General features: G+C 62.6%; 2 protein-coding genes. Both read right to left on the reverse strand.

Translation table 11 applies throughout. From position 1 onward, the window contains the following. Window positions 1-955 (reverse strand): cytochrome c oxidase accessory protein CcoG (ccoG, locus tag A3AI_RS0141900; RefSeq protein WP_024521135.1); only part of this gene is annotated, 955 nt, incomplete at its 3' end. 124 nt (window positions 956-1,079) lie between these two features. Further along, window positions 1,080-1,374: c-type cytochrome (locus A3AI_RS0141905; protein WP_024521136.1), on the reverse strand; the 295-nt coding region annotated here is incomplete at its 5' end.

Genomic DNA, 1,374 nt, shown 5'->3' on the forward strand with positions numbered 1-1,374 from the left:
TCGGCCGACCGATCTTCTTCATCACGGTGTCGCAGGCATCGATGCACAGCCCGCACTGGATGCATTCCAGCTGGGCGCCGTCGCGGATGTCGATGCCGGTCGGGCAGACCGCGACGCATTGATAGCAGTCGACGCAATCGCCGACATGCTCGCCGAGCGCGCGCAGATCGGCGGCTTTCTTGACCGAGGTACGCTTCTCGCCACGGTCATAGCGATAGGTGACGTTGAGCGCCCATTCATCGGTCAGGGATGCCTGGATGCGCGGCCAAGGGCACATATAGGTACAGACCTGCTCGCGCATGTAGCCGGCGAGCAGATAAGTCGTCGCGGTCAGGATGCCGATCCACACATAGGCGATCGGCGGGGCCTGGAAGGTGGCAAGATCTTTCACCAGCGTCGGCGCGTCCGAGAAATAAAGCACCCAGGCGCCGCCGGTCCACCAGGCGATCATGAGCCAGATCGTGTGCTTGAGCGCGACCTCGGAGATGCGCTTTGCGGTCCATTGATGGGCCGCGGCGTCCTTCTTCATTCGCTCGCGGCGGTCGCCCTCGACAAAGCGCTCGACGGCGTAGAACAGATCGGTCCAGACCGTCTGCGGACACAGATAGCCGCACCAGATGCGGCCACCGACGGCGTTCATCAGGAACAGCATGACGGCGGCAATGATCAGAAGGCCGGTGAAGTAATAGATCTCCTGCGGCCACAGCTCGATGAAGAAGAAATAGAAGCGACGGTTCGGGAAATCGATCAGCACGGCCTGGCTCGGTGCGCCGAGGCCGCGGTTCCAGCGCACGAAGGGCAGGAAATAGTAGACGCCGAGGCACAACGCCATCAGCGTCCATTTGATGCGGCGGAATGTGCCGTGGACGCTCTGCGGATAGACCTTCTTACGAGCGGCATAAAGCGGCCCGTCATTGTCGTATTGCAGCTGTTCGGGCGGCACGGGCTTGTTCATGGCTGGTTGCTAGTCTCGCATCTCAAATCAAACCTAAGGCAGGCGCCCGCGGCGTGGTTGACCCAGCTCAAACGACTCCGGCTTTCCCTTCGGTTTGCTTGTCGCTTTGCGCGCCCCGCGGCCGTCACTTGCCTCCACCCAGCGAGTGGACGTAAACCGCCATTGCCTTCAGCGTCACCGGATCAAGCCGCCCGTCCCAGGCCGGCATTACGCCGCCACGGCCGTTGGTGATGGTCTCGATCAGGGTCGCCTCGTCACCGCCATAGAGCCAGATATTCGCCGTGAGATCCTTGGAGCCGACCTCCGGATTGCCCTTGCCGTTCTCGCCATGACAGGCCACGCAGTTCTCGGCGAAGATCTTGGCCCCTTCGGCCGCGTTGTACCCGGGCGCAGTCGGCAGGTGCGACAGCGCGCGGACA

This window comes from Bradyrhizobium sp. Tv2a-2, from assembly GCF_000472425.1.
Taxonomy (GTDB): domain Bacteria; phylum Pseudomonadota; class Alphaproteobacteria; order Rhizobiales; family Xanthobacteraceae; genus Bradyrhizobium.